Source organism: Providencia sp. LY12 (assembly GCF_057621555.1).
This window is the reverse complement of sequence record NZ_CM172594.1, coordinates 200,340-217,260: the sequence shown is the minus strand read 5'-3', so window position 1 is coordinate 217,260 and position 16,921 is coordinate 200,340. Positions and strand designations below refer to the sequence as shown.

Sequence of the window (16,921 nt, the reverse complement as noted above, 5' to 3'; positions counted from 1 at the left end):
GATGTAGGTTCATTGATTAAATATAAAAAAACAAATGAATACTCTGGAATAGTTTGGAATTAACCATAAAAATACAGGGTGTGAATGAATAAGATAAATTCAGCTGACTATATTATTTTCTTATATTTAAATGCTGAGCATTGAAGTCAATATGATTCGCTATTTTTTATTAATTGAGATTATCTTATGATAGAAACAAAATACCACACCTGCATAATGAAAATTATTAGTGGTTCGATGAATAGTCAAGAGCTAATGATTAACATCGATAAAAATCTTATTATCGTTGGGCAATATACCAAATACAAAACTGAAATAGATGAAAACGGTTTCACAACCTATTATATTCCTAGCGAACATACCCAGTGCGAGTTTTCTATTGTTTCTCATCACGAACATAGTAATAATTTTGCAATTAATCTTAAACAAGATGGAAAAAGTCGTCACCTCACTGTCACACTGCAAGAAATCTTGCTCATTGACACCTTCCCAATCGTCATTAAGCTATTGAATACTGAATGGAATTACCCCGAAAAAAACCAAAAACCATTGTCATCTAAATCACTATCGCTTACAGAAAATAGATCCACTGCCATAAAACAGAAACCAAAGCTTAATAAAAAATGGCTTTTTGTTTTATTATTAACATTTGTCGTTATTTTTATATTATTCGTAGAATTCCAAATTAATCCAAAAAATAACACTGCAAAACAGATTAAAAATATAGATAATATATTAAAAGGAAGCTATTACCCTATTGTCTATACGCAGAATAAAAATGGCGAAATACTTATTCTCGTCAAATCTCAAAGAGATGAAGACTGGAGCCGTCAAGTTTTACTAAAATCAGATTATCAAGAAAAATACACCATAAAGAAAACAAACCTTCTTGAAAAAGAAATTGAAGACAAGTTAATAGATACTGTACCCAATTTATTAAAGGTTGACATTAGCAACCCTTGTCAACCCGTCATTCGAGTTGTGAAAAACCCACTACCGAATAATGACAATAAAAATATTAATCGCATTTTATCTAATTACTTCAGTTGTTATAACCAAAGCCAACTTGTACAGGTTCCTCTTGAGGAACTCATCAAGAAAGCCGAGTTAGGATTGACTGAAAGTAATGTGAAATGGCAAAAAATAACCAAAGGTAATTACGTTATCTTTGTTATAAGAGATAGTTTAAATGATAAACAGACTCTCTCTTTAATTAGCTTCACCAATTCATTTAGTCAAAAGTGGGGAACCAAGCAAATTCAATTTTCCGTCTCCCTTGCCAATAATGAAATGGCTGGAAAATCGTTTATCACTAATTCCAATGGCATTACGTTATTAGGTAATAATCATTGGTTATTTAACTCAAAACAACCTAATTAATGAGGTAATAAATATGGCAACTCCTGGCATTAGTAATGCAAATGGTAATTGGGATGCATCTGCATTAGAACAAGAATCTACCACAGCAACAGATAATAAATGGGGCATGATGTATCGTAGCTCCGCAGGTATTAGCGAAAGAACTAAAACTATCGCTGATGAATTAAAGTCTATGATTGACAACCCAAATCTGGAAGTCGATAACCCGCTCGTTCTGGGTAAAATCACAGCATTAAGTGGTAACTATAATATGGCACGTCAATTACAAAGTAACGTAATGAAGTCCATTAAAGATGCTGCACAAGCCATTATCCGTAACGTGTAAGCCCATAACGTTTAATTTAAATCAGAGCATCACTGATCCTGATGCTCTATTTTTATAGGAGATACTTATGTTACCTATTAATCCTGTCTCAGTATTATCAAATATCGCTGAAATTGCACCTGTTACTCCAGCGGCTATCCCATTGGAAGATAAAGTGAAACAGTTATTTGCTGAGTACACGACCTCTGTGAGCCAAGAAAAAGCGGATCTTCTGGAGAAAATGAATACCGTTGACCCAAGCGACCCCGCTAAATTATTGGAATTACAAAACCAAGTCGGTAATTACAGCCTCGCCTTGAATATGGTCAGTACACTCACACATAAAAGTGTTTCTGCCATCGATACGGTATTAAAAGCACAATAGACCATGAATATATTAAAGAAATTCCTATTGATCGGGTTTATTGGCTTACTACTCGGCTGTGATAACCAGCTATTACTGAGCAATTTAAGCCAGCGCCAAAGCAACGAAGTGCTTGCGATTTTGCAAGAGCACGGGGTTGATGCTAAGCGTAAACAGGATTCTAAAAATGGAGACTCGATTCGTGTAGCACCTGACGATTTTGTTATTGCGGTGGATCTTTTACGTCAATACAACCTGCCATCCAAAAATCCAGTAGAAATTATTGATGCCTTTCCTGGAGATTCATTGGTTGCCTCACCGCAAGCTGAACGAACGCGATTATTATCTTTGATTGAACAACGGCTTGAGCAGTCTTTACTAACCATTCCTAATGTGGTCAATGCGAGAGTCCATGTGAGCTACCCTATCTCAGGTAATGGCCCCGTAAAACAGGCGCAAAAAGTTTCCAGTCTCGTGACTTACTCAGGTAATGAAGACCCGAAAGTGATGATGAATAAGATTAAGTTATTCCTCAATAATAGCTTTGCCGAAACCACCTATGACAATGTTTCTGTCGTGATAGTCAGTCGCCCTCCGCTGCTGTATCAAACAAAAAATGGCCCAACACCAGCATTTAATCCCGTGATTGCCTCTGCTTTAATCACTGCATTAATCGGCATGCTAATTGCACTTGGGTTGTATCTATACCATCGCAACAATAAACCAAGTGATGAAGAAGAGGTGGAGAAATCAAGCCATGCCCCATTTGAGTAAGCTACTGATTGACCAAAAAAATATTTTCTTAGCACCGGGGGATTATTTTCACTCGGAGTTTGTTGATGAGCATTATCATCAGCTACCCGTTCCGCTACAACAGCTGCAAAACTTGCAGCTTATTGAGCAATATCAATTAGATTTACCCGATGAAAAAACGTTGATATTACCCGAAATACTTGCCGAAAATTGGTCATTATTACCTTCTGTCGCATGGGGTTTGGGGGTTATTCAGCACCCAAGTCCTCTGCCTTGGTGGGGAGAGCTATCTCAATATCGACAATTGCATCAGAAATTTAGCCATCCCTTATGGCAAGACATAACACATTCCATCGATACGCCTCAGCATTTACTTGCGCTGGGCGCTGAGCAGCTTTTGATGTGTTTAAACACCTTTAGTCACGGCTATGCTATCCGCGCAAAATATATGTTTAGCCGCAGCACACAGCAGATGATCCCTCACACGGCTTCCACTCTGCTACCTTGGAATATTATTGAAGAAACTTGCCGCTATGTCAGAGAACACACAACCTAATATTCAGCAGACTTTAATTGAAAATGTGCTGATTAAGTCTCCGGTTTTAGACTCCAATAGATATGCCCAGTCGGTTGTTAAACAGGCACATCAAAAAGCCAAAGCACATATTCAACAAGCTCAACAGTCTGAGAAAAGTATTCATGCTATTGCCTATCAACAAGGCTACCAAGATGGATTAACACAGCTTTTGAATGATTTTATTGGTGCCCTCAATGACAGTGAAGCCCAATACCAAAATCAGGTGAGCCAAACAGAAAGCCAATTAACTCAATTACTCATCGGTTTATTTACTGACGCGCGTCTACAGGAAATTGTGGTAGAACACTTTGCTCAATTACAATCCGAAGCTTGCCATGTTCAATTACACATACCGGCATCATTGCAAGCCAAGATAAGCACTCTATCTAACGGCGTCAAAATATGTGCCAGCCCCGATAATTCAATCACGCTAGAAGTGAATAATGAAATTACACAATTCACGCCAAAACTGGCAGCAGAGAAAATATTACCGCATATTTTTCCGATTTCGACCCGTTGTTTAACGTTGCAACAACATAAACAAGCTTATGCACTGTTAATTCAAGAAAAACAGCTAATTCAACAAAAACGGCTAATTCAGCAAGAAAAAACACGGAGGGAAAAAGATGAAAATTGACTCTAATTTGCTAAATACTTTGTCAGCTTCGCGTACTCATGGCAATACGCCATCGAGTCTATCCGACCTACACACTAAAATGAGTACCCTTTGGAATTCCCATATCAACATGAAAGAGATACAGAACTATCAGGCAAAAAATATCCCCCACATTTCTGAGGATAAAAACACTAAAATACAAAGTTTTATTAGTGAATTTAAACACCAGGATAGTGATAAAACACGATTCGCATTAGTGTTTAAAACCATGGTGAATTTAAACCGTAATGATAAAGAATCATTCATTACTCAAATTGTCCAAACATTAAAGTCTTCATCTGAATCTGACTCTGCTTTATATAAATATTTCACTAAAGCCATTCAACGTTATATGTCGATAAGTTTAATGAATACTCCATTTACTGAGCAATTAAATAAAAACATGACTAGCTTCAATCTTGATGGCGATGAAGATGAAGATTCATCAATCATATAACGCCAATGATTAGATGACATTGTACTATTAGATTAGTTAATTACTTAACGCCTCACCGACGAATATTTATAAGCTTAGAGTGCATTTTTTATAACCTAAGCTTTTTAACTCCCTTCTTTTTAAAAAACATAAAAAAAATAAATTTGAAATTGATATATACACTCACAGATAGTAGTTTAAATTTACATCACCAAAACACATTGTTCGAATTTAAAAAAACGCCTTAATTTTTCATCAACTCATTACCCTACTGTTTTTTTATATTCAACATAATTTTACTGATGATTACGATGTCGATAATTAATTTTATATTGAACTATATCTGTGGGAAATATTATGAATAACATGGAATACAATCAAATAGAGCCAATGGTGCTTTTATGTGGTCAAGTCGTTTATGACCCTCTGAAGAGAACGCTATCTCGTGGAAAAAGAACTGTGAATTTATCTGAAAATGAATCCTGCCTCTTAAAACTGTTGTTATTAAAAACGAATAGCAAGCGAGAGGTGATGCATGAAATTTGGGAAAAGCGCGGAACTATCGTGACTGAAAGCAGTTACTACAAGTTAGTCAGACAATTACGACAATCATTTAAGAAAGTTGAGTTAGATGAAAATCTTATCATGACACTGCCCAGAATTGGTATCTTGTATACTGGCGAAAAATCAGAAATGCCAATTTTATCAAGAGTTAATGAGCGGAAAAACATGTATGCGTATGTTCGCTGTTTTTTTCAGAAAGTATTTAATCGTTCATATCAATAAATTATTCATATAAAAGAAGAAAAATCATGCCAAGAATTGCTATATCAAAATCTATTTTACATTCAATTTTTATTTTAGCGTGTTGTTTATTTCTATTTGCTTGTAATAACCCAATAAATCAAAATCGAAATACATTTAATATTCAAGGTGATGTTTACAGCCAATCTATCGATATTCCTAGTGATGCGTTAATTACCGTTTCGGTTACCCCAATAAATGGAAACAGTTACTCTGAAAAAAGTCATTATGATTATACTATGACAACCAGAAAATCAGCGAGAACGGTTAATTTTTCCATTAATTTACCGGAATCACTATTAACCCAAGGTCACTATTTTGGATTAAGCGTGAGAGTTGAAAAAAAAGGTGAATTACTGATGATGAGCAATCAAATTACTTCATTAAATCAATCTAAATCTGAAAGATTTTCTTTAAAAGTAAATTCTATTTGATTTATTAGATTAAAAAACATCAGTAACCACAGCACTCAAATACTTTAATGCCTAATGAAAAATTGCTAAATGCATAAATCGACACAACAGAGAATTAGTCATCACTAGAATTTATTGGAATTGCTTTTCTTTGAAGAAAATTTCCAAATTATTCAAAAAATAGATCTCAAAAAAATAAATATACTTCATTCAAATATAAATCGAATGATGTTGAGTATTGGCAATTCATTTTAATGACGGCACAAATCTTAAGGATAGTTAGAACTCAGGGATTTTTAGAATACTCATCAAAGAAATTTAATTAACCCTCTATTCTCGGAGTTCCTTAATGAATCGCAAGTCTAAGGATTTTATTCCTTATCATGCTACATTTATTGCGTGGATAAATATTGCAACGCAAATTAGTTTTCCTTTAGCATCAGTTTTTGCACCTGTCGCAGCCAATGCATTTACAGAGCAAAACCATCAACAACGCACGTTTTTATTACCCAAAAAAAATACGCTTACTTTAAGAGAAACTCAGCCATATACACTACAAGCGGGAGAAACAACTCAGAGTATTGCCAAAAAATATAATATAAGTTTGGAGCAATTACGTAAGCTTAATCAATTTAGAACATTTTCTCAAAGTTTCGAGACCCTAAAAGTCGGCGATGAGCTAGATATTCCTATGTCGCCGTTACCAATTTTAGAATGGGAAAACGAAAAACCTGTTTATATTCCACCAGAAGCATCGAGTGAAGAAGAAATTAAACTGGCGCAGTTTGTTTCCAAAGCGGGCCAGTTTTTTACAAAGCAGCCTAATCATGACAAAACCAAAGCATTTGCCCAAGAGATAATCACAACCACAGCAAGCAGCTATCTACAAGATTGGTTTAATCATTTTGGTAGCTCACAAATAAAGCTGGTTGCGGATAAGAAATTTTCATTAAAAAATTCACAAATTGATTTGCTGCTGCCAATTTATGAAAACGAAGAAAGTTTATTCTTTACTCAAGGTAGTTTTCATCGTCAAGAACAGCGCATTGAAACCAACCTCGGCTTTGGGGCACGCTGGTATGGTGAAAATCAAATGGTTGGCGGAAATACCTTCTTTGACTACGATATTTCACGTGGTCATTCTCGTTTAGGGTTAGGTGTTGAATATCGTCGTGACTTCTTAAAATTGTCAGGTAACAGCTACCATCGTCTTAGCAGCTGGCGCAATGCCCGAGAATTAACCGATCATTCAGCTAGACCATCTAATGGATGGGATCTCCGCGCAGAGGGTTGGTTACCTACCTATCCACATATTGGTGGAAAGCTCACTTACGAACAATATTATGGTGATGATGTTGCGCTATTCGGCACCAAAAATTTACAACGTGATCCGTATTCCATCAATATCGGTCTTAACTATACTCCGGTTCCATTAATCACATTCAATGCGGAACATCGCCAAGGAAAAGCCAGCAAGAAAGATTCGCGAATTGGTTTACAACTGAACTACCAATTTGGCAAAAGCTTGAAGCAACATTTGGATCCGGAATCCGTCAATGCATTTCGTTCATTGATGGGCAATCGCTATGATTTCGTCAGTCGTAACAACCATATCGTTCTGGATTATAAAAAAAATGACGTCATCCACTTAAACATAACGGACTCTATCACGGGCTACGCAGGGGAAAAGATCCCTTTACATTTCACAGTGACCAGCAAATATGGGTTAAGTCACATAAAATGGGATGCTCAAGCACTGGTTGCCGCTGGCGGACACATACTCAATGAAAATAGTCAATATAGCCTTGTGTTGCCTTCTTATAAAAATATCAAAAATGCGAACAATTACGCCATTACTGCCATTGCCATCGATAAGAAAGGAAATACCTCTTCCAAAGCTATTGTCCGTCTTTCTGTTACTCAACCAGCGATTCATACCCTAAAAAGTGTCGTTTCATCCAGTAGAATTGATTTAATCGCTAACGGTAAAAGCAGCCAAAAACTGTCGTTATCCATTAAAGATAAAGCTGGAAATGTCATTGATCTCGCAGCTAAAGAAATTACGCTTGAGCGAGCCACAACTCGAAAAATGAAGAGAGCGATGCCAGCTAAAGGGCTAAAAGCAGCTCCACCAGCCAAATACACCGCCATAAGCCCATTTACCCGCTTAGCGGCAGGGCAATATGAAGTGACATTAACCGCAGGCACTAGGCCTGAAAGCTTTGTATTGATTCCCAAAGCCCGTAATGCTGTCTTCCCTGAAATTAAAGTGATCGTTGTTGCAGATACGACAACAATTCAAGCTACAAAGCCCACGACCAATACGCAAACACCTCAATTAGCTAACGGAAATTCGCCTATTGAAGTCAAAACACAGCTGAAAGATGCAAATGGCAACCCTATCATTAATAGTGTGGTGACTTGGAGCTCCAACAAAGATCCGCAAAAAGTGATATTCACCCCTGTGAGCAGCACAACCGATAACAACGGCTATGCCACCACTCTCATCGCCAGCACACAAGCTGGTGAGGTCACGATCACGGCAACACCAACAAATGGCTCTCCACAAGACGTCACACTGACATTTATACCGGATGCCACCACTTCGGTGCTGAAACCGCAAAATATTAACATTACTCAAAATGGTTCGATCGCTGACGGGAAAAAACCCAATCTGGTATCTATCACCATTACCGACCAATTTGGCAACCCATTACCAAATGTCGATGTACAATTCGCAACGGATAAAGGAACTCTCGCCAATACCCTCGTAAAAACGGATGCTAATGGGGTTGCACAAACTGCGATCACCAGTACGCAAGCGGGTGAAGCGAATGTGACGATTACAGTGGATGGCAAAGACATCCAACATAAAGTTCAATTTGTGGGAGATAACTCGACACCGCAAATCGCAAAACCAACCGTCAGCCAGATAACGCAAATCGCCGATGGTAAAAAACCAATTGAAATCACCACGAAATTAGTCGATGCCCATAATAACCCATTGCCAAATACGGTCGTGACCTGGAGCTCAAATAAAAACGCCAATGATGTTCAGTTTGCGCAACAAACCACCACAACCGATGCTAATGGTCTAGCAACCACCACGATCACCAGTACCGTGGCCGGGGACATCATCATTACCGCCACAGCACCGAATGCTACACCACAAGAAGTAACAGTGGATTTCTTACCTGATACCACAACAGCTGCGGTGCAATCGAATGATATTCATGTATCCCAGACAAGCACTGTCGCGAACAGCAACTCGGCAAATACCATTTCTATTACTGTGACGGATGCAAAAGGCAACCCAGTTCCAAATGTTGAGGTTACATTCGCTACAGATAAAGGAGCATTAGCTGATAGCAAAGTGACCACAAACAGCCAAGGAGTCGCACAAACAGCTATTTCCAGCGATAAAGCTGGTGATGCTACAGTGACGATTACCGTAGATGGCAAAGATGTTAAACAGACTATTTCATTTGTTGGAGATAAAAACACTCCACAGGTTGTGAAACCGACAACCAATACCGTTCCACAAATTGCCAATGGTAATAAGCCATTTGAAGTCAAAACACAAATTGTAGATGCCAATAATAACCCGCTGCCAAATACCGTGGTTAATTGGACATCAAATAAGAATGGCAATGAGGTTAGCTTCTCTGAAATCAGCAGTTTCACTGATGCCAATGGTTTTGCTACGACTCAAGTCACCAGTACCGTTTCAGGTGATGTCCTGATTACGGCGGCAACACCTAACGCAACATCACAAGACATTAACCTTACGTTTTTACCGGATTCAACCACTGCAACAATTAAACCTACAGATATCATTGTTGGCTCAATGACATCCGTTGCGAATGGTGTAACAGGTAATCCAATTGCGATCACCGTGACGGATGCTAATGGCAACGTTGTTCCACATGTTGAAGTTCAATTTGCAACCAATAACGGTTCTCTGGCTGACCAAAAAGTGATGACAGATAACCAAGGTGTGGCAAGAACCACCATCACCAGCAAGCAAGCAGGAGATGCAAAAATTACGGTGACTGTCGGTGGAAAATCGTTTGATAAAACCGTTGTATTTACGGCAAATATACAGACGGCGAAAGTCAGTTCAGTCATACCAGAAGTTAAAAATCAGTATCTCGCTGATGGCAAAATGACCGTCACTTATACAGCAAAAATTGTGGATGCGAATAACAACCCTATTTCTAATGTTGATACCGACTGGCTATCTAACTTAAGTGCATCAGAAGTAAAATTTAGCCAAGCAAAAACCAAAACCAATGCCCAAGGGGAAACGACCACTACCATTACCAGCACAAAAGCTGAAATGGTGATCGTGACAGCATCAACAAATGGCGATGGGAAAATGGCCAAAGAAATTCATTTTGTTGCCGATAAAGCCCAAGCTCAAATCACATCGTTAAACGTCAAGAAATCAACTATTGTGGCTAATGGTGTGGATAAAACCGATGTTTATGTCTTCGTGAAAGATAACTACGGCAACCCTGTTGAAGGTGTAGATGTTCAATTACAGACGAACAATGGTGCCCAACTCACCGTAATCACGCCGTTCTCTAAAACAGATATCAATGGATTGGTTCGCGCCACGCTGTCTACCTCCCAAGCTGCCAACAATATTATGGTTGCAGCAGTATTAGCGAACGGCAACCAACAACCGATTTCGAGCACCGTAAAAGCGGTCGCTGATAATACGACCGCGACAGTGACGATTGCATCATCAGCTAACCAAGTGCAAATTCGACCACAAGCCCAAAAAGTATTACTGACAGCAACCGTCGTCGATAACCTGAACAACCCATTAGTTGAAACGCCAGTAACTTGGCTCAGTGATAACAACACGCTAAGTGTAAATACAACCCGTACTGATAATCGAGGGCAAGTAACCGTTGAACTATCGGGCTATATCGCAGGAGAAACGACGGTCACTGCACAACTGCTTAACCGCCGTGAAGCACAGGAAAAAATTCAATTTATTGCAGGAGATGCAAACCCACTAAATAGTTTCTTTGAAATTAAACCACAAACTATTGTGGCGAATAACCGTGAACAAGCAACAGCAACGTTGACCTTACGAGACCAATGGAATAACCCAGTGACAGGGCAAAGAATTGATTGGGATAGTAACAACAATGCCATTACATTCACGGACTCAAAAGAGCTTGCTAACACAGGTGAATACCAAGTTAAAGTAAGTGGTAACCTTGCTGATACCATTGATATCACTGCTAAAAATGGTGCTGTTTCCAAACAGAAAAGCCTCGGTTTAATCGCGGACAGCGCCACTGCGCTCATCAAGGATATTAACATCACCAGTCATGCTACGGTTCCTGCTGATGGCATCAGCCGCATTACCGTACAAGCAACCATTACAGATGCCGCCAATAATCTGGCACCTGCGGGTATTGCGATTGGTTGGCGTAGTGATGTTGGTGAGCTATCACAACCCGTTAGCCATACAGATAATAACGGTATTGCCCAAATTACTTTAACTAGCGCACAAGCTGGAAAAGGCAGCGTAACCGCCATTTTAGGTCAAAATACTAAACAAACCGTTCAAAATATAGAGTTTTTAGCAGGGAGTGTTTCTAGCAGCGCCTCCACTGTTGCTCTGAGCACTCCATCATTAACAGCAGCAACAGGTGAAACTGAAATTACCGTTACGCTAAAAGATGATATTGGTAACCGACTGGGTAACTTGGCGAATAAAATCACGCTAGATTACTCAACTGATTTGGGCTTAGAAAACTCACCGACTTTCACAGAGATAACACCTGTAGGAACCTATCGTGCGAAATTACACAGTACCAAAGCAGGTAATACAGACATTTCCGTCCTTGTTGATGGTTTAACTCTAGGTCAAAAAATGCCTTTAACCGTGATTGCTAACGCACAAAGCGCTCAGGTACGTGGTGATATTCAGATTTCAAAAACAACTGAAACCGTCGGTAATCAAGTCACTGTCAGCGCCCAATTTGAAGATGCTAACGGCAATCAACTCGGCGCAGGTATTCCCGTATTCTGGACGGCTAACGATGGCAGCCAATTGTCGGATAGCCAAACAACCACTGATGCTAATGGACGTAGCGAAGTTACCGTTCAACGTAGTGATGTGGGTTATGCAAATATCACCGTTAACTTAACATCGCAAAATACTAAAACCGCCCCAACTATCTCCTTTACACAAGGTACGATTGATACCAGTAAAACAGTATTCAATATAACCCCTGCCACAATTGTGGCGGGTCAACCTGCGACGGTTGAGCTGATATTAAAGGATCAGTTTGGTAATTTATTAACCAATCAAATATCTGCTATTCAAATCAGTAGTAATAACAATGAGGTAAGAATTGCTCCAGTAACGATGCCATCCGCAGGGGTGTATCACGCAGTTGTGAGCAGTGATAAAACAGGCGCTGCCATATTATCAGCCAATCTCAACGGTAGTACATTATCGCAAACTTTAACGTTGAATGTGACCAGTGACAAGGCCACCAGCGTAATCACTAGCTTAGATACCAGCACCAATAACATTCAGGCGGGTAATGCCCAAGGCGTAGTTTATACCGCCAAAATTGTGGATAAGTTCAATAACCCAGTGCCGCAGGTGAATGTTTCATGGCACTTACAGGGTAAAGCAGAACCTTTCCCACACTCATCAATAACGGATATTAACGGTAACACTAAAATTTCGGTCACCAGCCATACCGTAGGTGCATTAGTGATGACAGCAGCACTTTCTGCAAGTGAAGATAAAAAAGCCAGTGTGGTTAACGTCCTTGCCGGTACCGTAAACATCACTAACTCTACCTTTACGACCACTAAAACTGATATTGGTCCTGATGGACTAGAAAGCACCTTGTTCACGGTTAAATTGCAAGATGATTTTGGCAACGCCTTACTGAATGAAACGGTTGATATTACAAGTAATGTCCCTGCTCAGGATTTTACTATTAGTCCAATCACCAATCACCAAGATGGCAGCTACAGTGCAACAGCCACTGCGACGAAGCAAGGCACCGCTAAAGTCACGGCAAAAGTGGGCAATCAAACCATTGCCAACCCGATTGAAATCAAAGTCGACGCCATTAACCCAACACTGCGTTTCGACAACATGCAACAGCGTCTGACTTACTCTTCCGCCGTAAATAATGGTCAGGCTGTTAAAGGGTTGCCAAACGGTGCTCAGCCTGTTTGGTCTAGTGATAACACCAGTATTGCTACCGTTGACCAGCAAGGAAAAGTTAAACTGAAAAAAGCGGGACGTACCAAAATTTGGGCGCGTATCGATGGAAATGGTATATATAAATCCGCAGCGGCTAGCTATGAGGTGGATGTTGAAAAAGCCAAACCAAACTTGACATTAACCAGTGCAGACACTATTTCCACAATTTGGTCAGATAACCAAGCTCACAATATTCAAACCTCATTCAGTAATACGGATGTCACCACCATTCCTCTCGAATATGTCAGCCAAAATACCAATATCGCCCAAATAGATTCTGTTTCCGGTACAATTACTCAGGTCAAGCCAGGGGTAGCAAAACTGACCGTGCGTTCCAAAGAGACAGATCAGTTTGTCTCTGAAAGCCAAGATATTACCTATAACCTCGCAAAAGCACGTTTTAATGTGAATTTTAGCCAGAAAGAGCAAGAAATCACGGATCAGCGTAATCTTTTTAACCTACAACAAACCAGTGTAGCTATCCCACCTAAAGCAGACATTGAATGGAGTTCAGGGGCTAATAATGTCGTGAGCATTACCCAAAATGGTTCGATTCAAAGCTTAGGCAAAGGCGAAGCCAATTTAACCATGACAGTAAAAGCCAATGATTACTTTGAGCAAAGTAGCGGTGATTATAAGGTCAAGGTGTACACGAAGCCTGCGATTAACGCTAATCTCATCAGCTATGGGAATAACGGCAAAAAAATTGAAGGAGCCAAAAGCTGGTCTCCGGTTTATACCAATGACAACATAGAAATTAGTTGGTCGCTCACAAGTAGTAGCGAATTTGATAGTGCCAAAGAGATTAAAGCTATCATCACCGAACCAACAGGAAATACATTTGAGCACCCTGTTGAAATTAAACCGGGTGTGCAAAGAATTATTATTTCCCCTAAAGCTGAGTATTTAAAATCTACCCAAAATTTAAAGGTCACAATCACTGCCATTGGTAAGTCTAGCCATAAACTCAAGAATGAATTCGAGGTACTAAACACACCAGTCCAAGTCACTTCACCACAAGAGATTGGGCAACAAAAATTTAGCTACAGTCCCAAATATTTTAGAGAAAACAAAACCACCGAGAAATCTAAATGTGCTTACTATACACTAGATCATACCGTCGACCTTGTGATTAAGCCATCGTATAGTATCGACCTTCGAGGTAGTAATTTATTAGCACCTATTTCTGTAAAACATGACATTCTTCGAGGTGAATATGATAACGACCGCAGCTTATCAATAAGCTACCCAACCATCCAATCACCAAACAATAATGGTGAATATCTATATGATAATTCTGATATTTATAGAAAAGTTATCTATCCAAACTGTTATGAAAATCATAAAGGAGGGGGAAACATGTCAACAACCCTTAACTTTATGGGTAAAGAATTTGTTGTTAAGCACTACTTCAAATGGAATGGTACAAATACATAATGATAATTGATCATCACAGGGTGCTTTGCACCCTGTTTTTTTATTACCCTCCCGCTTTACCTCGTTCAACAAATAGCAATTCCTAAGTAAATACTCGTAAGGTATTAGATATTTTTAAAAATATATATAGTTCAAAATATGATTTTTATTACTTTATCGATAGCCGTATAGCGAATATTTATACTACGAAGATTAAAATGGGAAATCCTTTACTACTAAAGTGGCAGACCATTTAGTACAATTTGACTTAAAAAGATTAATTCAAAGTTTTAATGTTAATCATCATAAAAAGCTCTCACTAGCTCACCAAATCTTTGATACTAAAATAACTATCACGCTAGAAACAAAAAAAGAAAATAAAAATAAAAATATTTTTATTTCTATTAAGATGCCTAGAACCTACATATTTCAAAAAGTCACAAAAAAATTGATCAAATAACGATCTTCCTAGATTGATGTCTTTATGGAATAAACCTAAAACCCAAAATAATTAAGCCAAATCGCAGAGATTAAATATAAAAACACAATATTGTTAATGTTTTATTTTCTGTTTTTTTGGGTTTATATATCGTAATAATCGAAATTACAAACAGACTATATTGATCAAAAACAATACACTAAAATTTACATTTGTTATGATATTGCATAAATTTAAATTTAAATCATTGAAAATGAAAAAATAATTCTTAGGATAAATATTTAAAATCAATAATCTTAAACATGCAGATATTTAAGGCGTCATTTTGGGACTAATTGAAAACAATTATAAGGATAGTATATCATTCAGTGAGTGGCACTTGAGGGTCACTATATATTTAACCCAAAATTAAAATGCACAGATTATATTAAGCCACTTTTATAAAATCTGAAAATTCACATTGATTGTTATCTCAACAATATAATTTAATAGAGAATATTTATGAATAGAAAATTTCCTGTCGCTTATGCTGTCGGACAAAAAATCAAGTCATTAAGAAAATCTCAAGGTTATACTGTGTTTCAATTAGCACGAGAGTGTAATATCAGTGAACAACAACTATTCCGTTATGAACGAGGTGTTAATCGTATTGATATTGATTGCTTAGCGAGAGTAACAAAAATATTAGATGTTAATATTAGTGATATATTTTGTGATGTATTTCAAGACAATCAAGATACTAAATACGAAAATAAAATTCAAGAATCAGTTGAATCTTACGCATAGTATGCGTAATTAGTATTCCGTATTAACTTCAACTATTTTTTGATTTAAAAAAGTCCATATATGATGCTCTTGCATAAAAAGTAAAAGCCTATTTTAAGGCTTTTACTTTTTATTTTACTTCGAGCTCTGTTTTACTAATATAGGCGCTTTCCGCCTCTGTTTGCGATTTCACTCCACAAAACTACCCTATACGCAGTTTTATTCACCCATCTGCGAAAAACCATGTCACAGCCAGCTACATTAATGCAGCGATTCGGATTTGATTCTGATCGTTTACGCTTTGCAATGATCACCGCCTGCGCATCCATCCTCGCGCTATTTATTACTGAATATGCAGGACTTACCCACCCTCAATGGGCGGCTATGACTGTATGGGCATCCGCGCAACCTTGGCGTGAAAACTTATTAGAAAAAAGTTGGTGGCGTTTTGCAGGTACAGTTATCGGTGATGGTCGCACTGTTCGCATCCCTCGATTACCCCGCTAGGTTTATGAAAAACATCTTCACAGGACAATCTTTCGGGGCATTTGCTGCGTTGACTTGTACTTGGTTCCTATGGCCATTTGCATCATCATCATGGCAAATGACCTTATTCATTGTGCCCGTCATCATCAGTGAAATTTTAGTTTTTGCCCACAAAAAACTGATTTTAATCGCCTTTGATTACATCATGGTCTCTTTGATCTTACTGCAACCAAGCTACCCTTTTACCTTAAGTTTTCTAGAAAGCCTCGGTAATGCCATCGCCATTATTTGTGGACCGTTAGTCGCGATGGGGGCTTTTTATTGGATTTACCCAACAAATCCGAAGAAACGTTACCAAAATCTTATTTTACTCAGTGAACAACAATTTAAATTGGGTCTTAATAAGATTATTACCGGGCAAAAACCATCAACATCACAGATGAGCCATCGCCTATTTAGCGGGTTAATATTGGCACGTAAAAGTGATTATCCACTTGATAGAACAATACAATTTTTTGCCGTTCGCCACGCTATTTGGCTCAATCTGATGCAAGTTTATAAACAGTTTTCTACCTCTGAATCACACAATCGAGCCCTAAAAGGACTCGTTTTACGTTTGCAGCACCCACAGCCTAATGTTGAAAAAATTCACCGCCTGTTGAAAACACTATTACGTAGACAACAAAACAGTGCTGAATTACGTCAATTGTATAATGATGTTCATCTCTACGTGCATTATTTAGAAACTAACAATTGAATATAAAAAATAACAATCAGCGAGAGATTGAAAACAATAAAATAAATTACCGTTCTAAATTGATTAAAAAAAATAAATCTCTTACTTAAATTATAGAACCCCAAAATATCATCAATA

At 38.2% G+C, this 16,921-nt stretch carries 13 protein-coding genes; all 13 read left to right on the top strand.

Features of this window, described 5'->3' with window-relative positions; genetic code table 11:
- Nucleotides 1-237 precede the first annotated feature (237 nt).
- The 13 genes from ACY3ZI_RS00920 to ACY3ZI_RS00860 all read left to right on the top strand — a co-directional run bounded on the left by ACY3ZI_RS00920 (nucleotide 238) and on the right by ACY3ZI_RS00860 (nucleotide 16,804).
- Nucleotides 238-1,380, top strand: coding sequence for a PrgH/EprH family type III secretion apparatus protein (locus ACY3ZI_RS00920; protein ID WP_249215491.1), 1,143 nt, complete (start codon nucleotides 238-240; stop codon nucleotides 1,378-1,380).
- A gap of 13 nt (nucleotides 1,381-1,393) precedes the next feature.
- On the top strand, nucleotides 1,394-1,705 hold the full coding sequence (locus tag ACY3ZI_RS00915; RefSeq protein WP_211887063.1) for an EscF/YscF/HrpA family type III secretion system needle major subunit: 312 nt from the start codon (nucleotides 1,394-1,396) through the stop codon (nucleotides 1,703-1,705).
- Nucleotides 1,706-1,772: 67 nt separating this feature from the next.
- On the top strand, nucleotides 1,773-2,069 hold the full coding sequence (gene sctI, locus ACY3ZI_RS00910) for a type III secretion system inner rod subunit SctI (protein ID WP_211887061.1): 297 nt from the start codon (nucleotides 1,773-1,775) through the stop codon (nucleotides 2,067-2,069).
- Between the two features lie 3 nt (nucleotides 2,070-2,072).
- The gene (gene sctJ, locus ACY3ZI_RS00905) at nucleotides 2,073-2,822 is read left to right on the top strand and encodes a type III secretion system inner membrane ring lipoprotein SctJ (protein WP_487375824.1); all 750 of its coding nucleotides are present in this window, start codon (nucleotides 2,073-2,075) and stop codon (nucleotides 2,820-2,822) included.
- Entirely contained in the window at nucleotides 2,806-3,357 is a 552-nt protein-coding gene (locus ACY3ZI_RS00900) for a hypothetical protein (RefSeq protein ID WP_487375823.1), read from the top strand. Before sctJ ends, ACY3ZI_RS00900 begins: the two co-directional genes overlap by 17 nt.
- On the top strand, nucleotides 3,335-4,015 hold the full coding sequence (locus ACY3ZI_RS00895) for a hypothetical protein (protein ID WP_487375822.1): 681 nt from the start codon (nucleotides 3,335-3,337) through the stop codon (nucleotides 4,013-4,015). The genes ACY3ZI_RS00900 and ACY3ZI_RS00895 overlap by 23 nt, the downstream gene beginning before the upstream one ends.
- Nucleotides 4,005-4,490 carry a hypothetical protein gene (locus tag ACY3ZI_RS00890; RefSeq protein WP_487375821.1) on the top strand — a complete coding sequence of 162 codons (486 nt, stop codon included), beginning with the start codon at nucleotides 4,005-4,007 and terminating at the stop codon, nucleotides 4,488-4,490. The genes ACY3ZI_RS00895 and ACY3ZI_RS00890 overlap by 11 nt, the downstream gene beginning before the upstream one ends.
- Before the next feature lie 336 nt (nucleotides 4,491-4,826).
- Complete coding sequence (locus tag ACY3ZI_RS00885; RefSeq protein ID WP_132496834.1) at nucleotides 4,827-5,255, top strand: winged helix-turn-helix domain-containing protein; 429 nt, start codon at nucleotides 4,827-4,829, stop codon at nucleotides 5,253-5,255.
- A 26-nt stretch (nucleotides 5,256-5,281) separates the two neighbouring features.
- The gene (locus ACY3ZI_RS00880; protein WP_211887054.1) at nucleotides 5,282-5,707 is read left to right on the top strand and encodes a YbaY family lipoprotein; all 426 of its coding nucleotides are present in this window, start codon (nucleotides 5,282-5,284) and stop codon (nucleotides 5,705-5,707) included.
- A gap of 328 nt (nucleotides 5,708-6,035) precedes the next feature.
- The gene (locus ACY3ZI_RS00875; RefSeq protein ID WP_487375820.1) at nucleotides 6,036-14,378 is read left to right on the top strand and encodes an Ig-like domain-containing protein; all 8,343 of its coding nucleotides are present in this window, start codon (nucleotides 6,036-6,038) and stop codon (nucleotides 14,376-14,378) included.
- Nucleotides 14,379-15,297: 919 nt separating this feature from the next.
- The gene (locus tag ACY3ZI_RS00870) at nucleotides 15,298-15,582 is read left to right on the top strand and encodes a helix-turn-helix domain-containing protein (RefSeq protein ID WP_036949907.1); all 285 of its coding nucleotides are present in this window, start codon (nucleotides 15,298-15,300) and stop codon (nucleotides 15,580-15,582) included.
- Between the two features lie 222 nt (nucleotides 15,583-15,804).
- Nucleotides 15,805-16,068: an FUSC family protein gene (locus ACY3ZI_RS00865; protein ID WP_249215492.1), complete on the top strand. Its 264-nt coding sequence runs from the start codon at nucleotides 15,805-15,807 to the stop codon at nucleotides 16,066-16,068.
- On the top strand, nucleotides 16,010-16,804 hold the full coding sequence (locus ACY3ZI_RS00860) for an FUSC family protein (protein ID WP_487375819.1): 795 nt from the start codon (nucleotides 16,010-16,012) through the stop codon (nucleotides 16,802-16,804). Before ACY3ZI_RS00865 ends, ACY3ZI_RS00860 begins: the two co-directional genes overlap by 59 nt.
- The last annotated feature ends 117 nt before the right edge of the window (nucleotides 16,805-16,921 follow it).